Annotated in this window: 6 protein-coding genes; all 6 read left to right on the top strand. The window is 41.2% G+C overall.

Translation table 11 applies throughout. From position 1 onward, the window contains the following. The first annotated feature begins 185 nt into the window (after window positions 1-185). The 6 genes from CQA49_RS09515 (at window position 186) to CQA49_RS10145 (ending at window position 7,337) form a co-directional block, all read left to right on the top strand. A complete protein-coding gene (locus tag CQA49_RS09515; protein ID WP_115737553.1) occupies window positions 186-3,047 on the top strand; it encodes a RecB-like helicase in 2,862 nt (953 codons plus the stop codon). Window positions 3,048-3,195: 148 nt separating this feature from the next. Beyond that, window positions 3,196-4,644, top strand: coding sequence for an amidophosphoribosyltransferase (gene purF / locus CQA49_RS09510; RefSeq protein WP_115575719.1), 1,449 nt, complete (start codon window positions 3,196-3,198; stop codon window positions 4,642-4,644). A gap of 15 nt (window positions 4,645-4,659) precedes the next feature. Next, window positions 4,660-5,595: an SAM-dependent methyltransferase gene (locus CQA49_RS09505; RefSeq protein WP_181882664.1), complete on the top strand. Its 936-nt coding sequence runs from the start codon at window positions 4,660-4,662 to the stop codon at window positions 5,593-5,595. Then, window positions 5,595-6,146, top strand: coding sequence for a restriction endonuclease (locus CQA49_RS09500; protein WP_115575716.1), 552 nt, complete (start codon window positions 5,595-5,597; stop codon window positions 6,144-6,146). Before CQA49_RS09505 ends, CQA49_RS09500 begins: the two co-directional genes overlap by 1 nt. A gap of 3 nt (window positions 6,147-6,149) precedes the next feature. Further along, window positions 6,150-7,112: a TIGR01212 family radical SAM protein gene (locus CQA49_RS09495; RefSeq protein WP_115575715.1), complete on the top strand. Its 963-nt coding sequence runs from the start codon at window positions 6,150-6,152 to the stop codon at window positions 7,110-7,112. Between the two features lie 66 nt (window positions 7,113-7,178). Then, window positions 7,179-7,337 (top strand): hypothetical protein, encoded by a 159-nt coding sequence (locus CQA49_RS10145; protein WP_181882663.1) that lies wholly within the window; start codon window positions 7,179-7,181, stop codon window positions 7,335-7,337. Window positions 7,338-7,463 lie beyond the last annotated feature (126 nt).

Genomic DNA, 7,463 nt, shown 5'->3' with positions numbered 1-7,463 from the left:
CCCTTATCCCCCTGCACCCCTAAACCCCCGACAACGCTTTTTAAGGGTTACGCTTACGCGTAACTGAAATTCCTTTGATTGCAAAATCCCGCATTTATCAATCAAAACAAGGTAAAATACGCGCGGAAAAGTAAGATAAAACAAAAGCGAGATTTGTAAGTGATACATAGAAAGGAATAAGCATTATGCAGCAGTTTTTAGCACTCAAGGCAAGTGCGGGGAGTGGCAAGACTTTCGCGCTTTCGCTTCGCTATATTTATTTGCTTTGCGCTGGGGCGAAGCCTTGGGAGATTCTCACGCTCACTTTTACCAAAAAAGCCGCAAATGAGATGAAAAAGCGCATTACAAAAAATCTTAGGGATTTGTTGAGCGCGTGCAAAAATGGGCGTTTGCAAGATGATGATATTTTCAAAGAATTGCAAAAAGAGGGTGTGAGCGCGGAATTTTTGACGCAAAATTTGGGCGCGATTTATGAGGAATTTTTGCAGGCAAATGTGCGCATTACGACAATTGATGCGTTTTTTTATAGCATTTTGCAGAAGTTTTGCTGGTATGCGGGCGTGGGGAATGACTTTGCAATCGGCAGTTATAGCAATAGCGAGATTGACGCGCTGTTTTTAGAATCGCTTTCCCAAAGCCAAAGGCAGGATATTTTGTCCTTGTTGCTCGAGCAGGATTTGCGACTTAGCACATTTTTATATCTTTTATCTCAAAGCAACGATATCCCAAAGCGCGAGGCAAGTGGTGATTTTAGCGCGATTGCAAAAGAGATTGAAGAAATTTTTGAATTTTTACGAACGGAGATTCTCAAATTCCCATGGTCATCAAATAATAAGAATCTGCTAAGGACATTAAATAAACAAGGATTAAAAGCAAGTCAAGTAATGGCAGAAAATTGGGTGTATCAGTTTGAATCACATAGCTATTTTAAAAAATATCAAAGCGATCTTACGCACCTAATCCCGCTTGATAGGCGCTTGCAAGAGCTTTTATTGCAATATGCTTTGCTTAAGGAAGCGCGTATTTTTTCTTATCTTGCTAAATATGTAGGCGCGTATAAAAGGGCGAAAAACCGCTTTTTGCGCACAAATAACACGCTTTGCTTTGATGATGTGAGTGAAAAAACCTTCGAGCTGCTGCGTCAAAATATCGATTGGGAGTTTTTTTACTTCCGCCTTGATGACAAGATTACGCATATTTTGCTTGATGAGTTTCAGGATACGAGCATTTTGCAGTATGAGATTTTGCGCCCTTTGATTGAGGAAATTCTCTCTGGCAATGGGCGCATAAATGAGCGCAGTGTATTTATGGTGGGAGATAAGAAGCAGAGTATTTATGGATTCCGCGGGGGCTTTTCGGGCGTGTTTGATAGCGCGTCAAAAAATCTCAAGGTTGAGAATCTGCATTTTAATTACCGCTCAAGCGCGCGCGTTGTGGAGTTTGTCAATAGCGTTTTTGCGCCATTGTATGAAGACTATATCCCCCAAAAGCTTCCTAGCACCACAAATGCGAGCGGTGGCTATGTCAGCGTGCGCGAGGTGGCGTATGATGATGCGTATGAGCGCATTTATGAGTGTTTGTGCGAACTACTAGATTCTGGGATTTCTCAAGATGATATTGCGATTTTGGTGGCTAAAAATGATGAAGCGCAAAATTTGAGCGACACAATCAAAGCGCATAATCCACAAATTGCCGTGCTGACGGAAAGTAGCAGTGAGTTTTTCGCGCGATTTCCTTGTAATGCGTTGCTAGAGATTTTGCGCTTTACGCAGAGCAAAAACGAGCTTAATTTGCTCAATGCTAAAAAACTTTTGGGGCTAAATATCAATGACGCGCTGGAGTTGCCAGAGTTTGAGCCACGCTCGCACTTTGGGCGCTATGTATTTGAGATTATAGAATCTCTTAAGCTCGGAGGCGTGATGAGCGCGAAGTTTTTGGAGTGCGCATGTGAGTTTGAGAGCTTGGAGGAATTTTTGGAAAATTACCAAAGCTACACAATTCCAACGCCAAAGCAAAGCCTAAAGGGTGTCAAAATTATGACAATCCACAAGTCTAAGGGCTTGGAGTTTGAGCACTTAATCGTGTGTGATAGGATTGGCAGGAAGTCGGGCGATAAGGGCAAATTTTTGTATGAATATGAGGATATTACGCTAAAAAATATTTACTACAAACAAGCTGGACGCGAGAATCTTAATGTCCCTTATGCGCGCGCGCGACAAAAAGCCAAAGATTTGGAATCTACTGAAGAGCTAAACCGCCTCTATGTCGCGCTCACAAGGGCGAAGCAAAGCCTTATTGTGCTAAAAAAACTTAAGGAAAAGGGCAGTAGTGCCACTTCGCGCTTTGATATACTTAATCTCACGCCTTTAGAATCTGGTGCGCTAGCGACAAATGCAGTGCAAAAAACGCAGGAAATACAGCCGAGCTTGCAATGCGTGCGCTTGCCAAAGCTAGGTGTGCAAAGTGAGTTTGTGCAAGATAAAAGCGTGCAAGAAGCGATAATGCAGGATTTTTCACTTCAAGCAATCACCTATGGAAAGGCGCTACATAGCTGTTTTGAGTATTTTTTAAGTGCGCGTTGGCGTGTGGATTTGCAAAGTGCCAAAGGCGTTGCAAAATCTACAGAATCCAAGAAGTCAAAAAATGCCGAGTATGAACGCGAAGGCGATACATTGAATGACTCTATCGACCATATCATCAAAAACCTTTATGGCTTTATTTTGCCTCAAAGTAGCCTAGATTCCGTATTTGCGCGCTTTTTGCAGGCGAAAGAGGAGGGCGAGTTTGCGCGTTTATTGTCTTTGGGAAATGCGTATGCGGAGGTGTCGTTTATCGCAAATGGGCGTTTTTGGCGCATTGATACGCTGATAATGGGTGAAGATTCTCAATATGTGCTTGATTATAAAAGCGCGCATTTGCCAAAAGAGGAGCATTACGCGCAGGTGCGGGGCTATATGGAGTTTTTGAGTGCGCTATTTGGGCGCAAAAGTGTCGGCTATCTCATCTACCCAAGCCACACGCCAATGTGCGTAGAGGTGCAAGCGTGAGTTTAAGGGGCAGATTAATCAATTTGCTATAGAATCCGCAATTTATCACAAGCCTAAAGGTGCAAGCGTGAAAAAACAACATACACAACAACACAAAGCGCAATGCGCGTGTCAAACGCCTTTGCAAAGAGAATCTCAACAAGCGCAACTGCAAGAATTACAAAGCGCGCCACAAAAACAATGGCAAAAGGAATGGCAGCACGAATGGAATGAGGAATGCGCCGTAGTGGGAATCTACAATGTCAAGCGTTCCGCACTTTTAAGCTACTACGCGCTTTTTGCAATGCAACACAGAGGGCAGGAGGCAAGCGGGATTAGCACCGCAAATGGCACGCAAATTACCACTATTAAGGGAAATGGGCTGGTTACCAAGGTTTTTGATGAGGCAAAGCTTAATAAATTGCAAGGAAACTCAAGCATCGGGCATAATCGCTACGCTACTGCGGGCGCGGATTCTGCTAATGATTCCCAGCCTGTTTTTGCGCGCTACTCGCTTGGTGAAATCGCCATCGCGCACAATGGTAATCTCACTAATGCCAAAAGTGTGCGCGAGGAGCTTATCAAAAAAGGTGCGATTTTCCAAAGCCATTTGGACACCGAAAATCTTATCCACCTAATCGCGCATTCGCAAAAAGCGCATTTGGTGGATAGAATCATCGATGCGCTAAGTTTTGTTGATGGGGCGTATTGCTTTTTGTTTCTCTCACGCTCTAAAATGTTTGTGGTGCGCGATAGGTATGGTTTGCGTCCGCTAAGTTTGGGCAAAATCACAAATGACGATGGAAGTATCGGCTATATCGTGGCGAGTGAGACTTGCGCATTTGATTTGATAGGTGCGGAGTATGTGCGCGATGTGAAGGCGGGCGAAATGCTGATTTTTGAGGGCGCTTATACGCCACTTAGCACATGCGAGCCAAAAAGCATTCAAGTTTATGAGCCACAAAGCGCGCCTTGCGTGTTTGAGTATGTGTATTTCGCGCGCCCTGATAGTCAAGTATATGGGAAAAATGTCTATACAATCCGCAAAAATATGGGCGCGCAACTTGCCAAAGAGCATAAATTGCAAGCAGATATGGTGATCCCTGTGCCAGATTCTGGCGTGGCAGCGGCACTTGGGTATTCTAAAGAGAGTGGGATTGATTTTGAGCTAGGCATTATCCGCAATCACTATGTTGGCAGGACTTTCATCGAGCCCACACAGCAGGGCAGGGAACTCAAAGTGCGCCTAAAGCTCAATCCCATAAGTAGCCTTATTGCGGGAAAAGATATTATTGTGATAGATGATTCTATCGTGCGCGGGACGACGAGTAAGCAAATCGTGCAGATTCTGCGCAAAGCAGGCGCGCGAAAGGTGTATATGTTAATTTCCGCACCGCCTACGATTAGCCCTTGTTTTTATGGTGTGGATACGCCGGATAAGAAGCAGCTTATTTGCGCGAACAAGAGCATTGAAGAGGTGCGCGAATATATTGGCGCGGATTATTTGGGCTTTTTGTCTTTGAGCGCGCTTGATTGCGCTGTGGGCGGGAGCGGATTCTGCAAGGCATGCTTTGATGGGAAATACATTGATTCCTATCTTTTATCACAAAAATCTTAAAATATGGAAGGATTCATGTCTATTTGTTTTAATGAAAATTTATTAAAATATGTAAATGGTGGAGCAATGAGAGAAAATAAAAATAATAAATTTGATGAATATTTTACAAAACCTGAAGTTGCAAAAGCCCTTTTTAATAAAGCACAAAAGATTATTTCAAAGTATGAAAATATAGACAAATACACCTGGTTAGAACCTAGTGTGGGAGATGGTTGCTTCTATACGCTTTTACCCAAAAATAAAATTGGTATTGATATAAATGAAAGTAAATTTGATATTTTAAAGACTGATTTTTTGACCTATGAATTACCCCAAAAGCCTTTAATCGTTATTGGTAATCCACCTTTTGGGCATCGGGGTGTTTTAGCTTTAGAATTTATTAAGCATTGCGTGGGGGCTGATTTTGTGTGTTTTATACTGCCTATGTTTTTTCAAAGTTTGGGCAAGGGTTCAGTGCGTTACCGCGTTAAAGATTTTCATCTTTTGCACGAGGAGGTTCTACCTACTAACTCTTTTTATCTAAAAAGTGGCAAAGAAAAGGATGTTAAAGCTTGTTTTCAAATTTGGAGTAAAAACTACAAGCGTGATACAAGTGAGTTTAGTTGGTATAAACAAAAAGAAAAAGAAGAGCCATATAGTGCAATTTTACGTGTTGTAACCGTATCTTTGGCTAAAAATAGAGAGTGCGGTAAGGAGTGGATATTTAATAAAAAAGCAAATTTTTATCTTTCAAGTACATTTTTTAAACAAAATGCGGTAGTAAATGAGTTTGAAAGCGTGAAATATAAAAGCGGTATTGCAATAATTTACAATGAAAATGCCCCTAAAAAGAAACTAGATGAGTTATTTTTAAAGGCTGACTGGCTTAAATATAGCTCACTTGCTACAAATGGTTGCCGTCATATTGGCAAATCACATATCTTTAAACTATTGAAAGACGAGGGATTTTGATGGAATTAGAAAATATTTTATTAGAGCTTATAGAGCAAAAGTATGACGAAATTAAGGCAAAACAAAAAAATGGAATTTTTGAAAAAATTTTACATTTTGAGGGTAATGCAATAGGACAAATCGGTGAAAAATTTATAAAGGAGGTTTTTAAGAGGCTAAGTTTACCTCTCGATGAAGTAGGTGGCGAGGTAATCCATGATGAATTTGACCTGCTTTCAAATGGTAAAAAAATTGAGGTTAAGACCGCACGGAAAGGGCTAAATAACAATACTTTTCAATTTAATGGCATTAATCCAAAATACAATTATGATTTCATTATTTTATTGGGTCTTACTACCCAAAGTTTGCATTATTATATTATTGATAAAAAGCGAGACTATCGCTATGATCATAAAGCACGGCGTGAATTTATAAGCATCAATAATAAAGAAAAACAGCTAGTGCAAATGAATCCGGGTAATGTAGTTAATTTAAAACTTACCCTAACTCTAAAAGAATTAAAAGATATAAGCAAATTTGAGGCGGAACTTATAAATTATTTCAAGGAATAAGTTGTGCGTATTGTTTTAACTATCGGAAGGTATTTTAAGAGGCGTTTTGGCGCGAGGGTTAGGAAAATCCCAATTTCTCTACCCGGCTTTACCTGTCCTAATATCGATGGGAGCGTGGCAAAAGGCGGGTGCATTTATTGCGATAATGAATCTTTTTCGCCAAGTTTAGTCAAGCTCAATGAGCGCGCGAGTGTGAAAATGAATTTTTCCCTTACCCAAAATCCGCTTTTGTCAAAACAGCTCGACCAGCTCAAAGGGCAGTATAAATGGCATGCGGATTTTCATAATGAAAAATTTGGCATTGCAAAATATATGATTTATTTTCAGTCCTACACCAACACTTACGCGCCATTTTCCACGCTAAAAGCACTCTATGACTGCGCGCTAAGCCTGCCAAATGTGGTGGGGCTAAGTATCGGAACGCGCATTGATTGCGTGAGCGATGAGGTTTTGGAGCTTTTGGGTGGCTATGTCAAAGAGGGCAAGGAAATTTGGCTTGAATATGGAATCCAATCCGTGTATAACGAGACTTTGGAGCTAACTAATCGCGGGCATGGGATTGATGGCGCGCAGGAATTGTTTGAAAAAACGCGCGCAAAGGGCATTAAGCTTTGTGCGCATATCATTTATGGACTGCCAAATGAGAGCGAAGAGATGATGTTGCACACGCTAGATTCTGTGATTGCGTGGGGGATTGATGGGATTAAAATCCACCCAATGTATGTGGTGAATGGCACTAAACTTGCGCAAATGTATAAAAGCGGGGCATACACGCCAATCAAGCTTGAAAGCTTTGCAAATCTCATCGTGGAATCTATCAAGCGCCTTCCGCCAAATGTCGTGGTGCAGCGCATAAGCGCTGGCGCGCATGATGAGAGTTTGCTTGCGCCAAAATGGTGCTTTGATAAAAATATCCAAATGCGCTATATCCGCGACAAACTGCGAGAATCCGGGGTGGAGTATTGAGAAATTTTGCCACAAAAACGCGTTTCAAAACAAGTCCAAAATGAGAATCCAAAACAAAGGCTAAAAATGTTTCATATAGTGCTTAATTCTGATGAAAACTACATTAAATACGCTGCGGTGTTGCTCTATAGCATTGCGAAATCTAGCGCAGATGCTTGTGCCAAAGAAAATAACCCTATAGGGGGGGGGGGGGGAAATAGGGAAAAAAAAATTTTTCATATCTAAAAAGATTTTTTTTCAAGAAAAAAAAAACAAAAACCCCAAAAATTACAAACCAAACAAAACACAATTAACCCTTGCGAAATATTCTTGCATATAGTAAGACACGCCGGTTTGGGGGGTTAAATAAAA

It is taken from the genome of Helicobacter sp. MIT 00-7814 (assembly GCF_003364115.1).
Lineage (GTDB): Bacteria > Campylobacterota > Campylobacteria > Campylobacterales > Helicobacteraceae > Helicobacter_F.
The sequence above is the reverse complement of the archived record's forward strand: the minus strand, read 5'-3'. Positions and strand labels throughout refer to the sequence as shown.

Bases quoted from the DNA above. Each gene is read 5' to 3' on its own strand.
- CQA49_RS09515 (WP_115737553.1), top strand. From the start codon at position 186: ATGCAGCAGTTTTTAGCACTCAAGGCAAGTGCGGGGAGTGGCAAGACT.
- CQA49_RS09505 (WP_181882664.1), top strand. From the start codon at position 4,660: ATGTCTATTTGTTTTAATGAAAATTTATTAAAATATGTAAATGGTGGA.
- CQA49_RS09500 (WP_115575716.1), top strand. From the start codon at position 5,595: ATGGAATTAGAAAATATTTTATTAGAGCTTATAGAGCAAAAGTATGAC.
- CQA49_RS10145 (WP_181882663.1), top strand. From the start codon at position 7,179: ATGTTTCATATAGTGCTTAATTCTGATGAAAACTACATTAAATACGCT.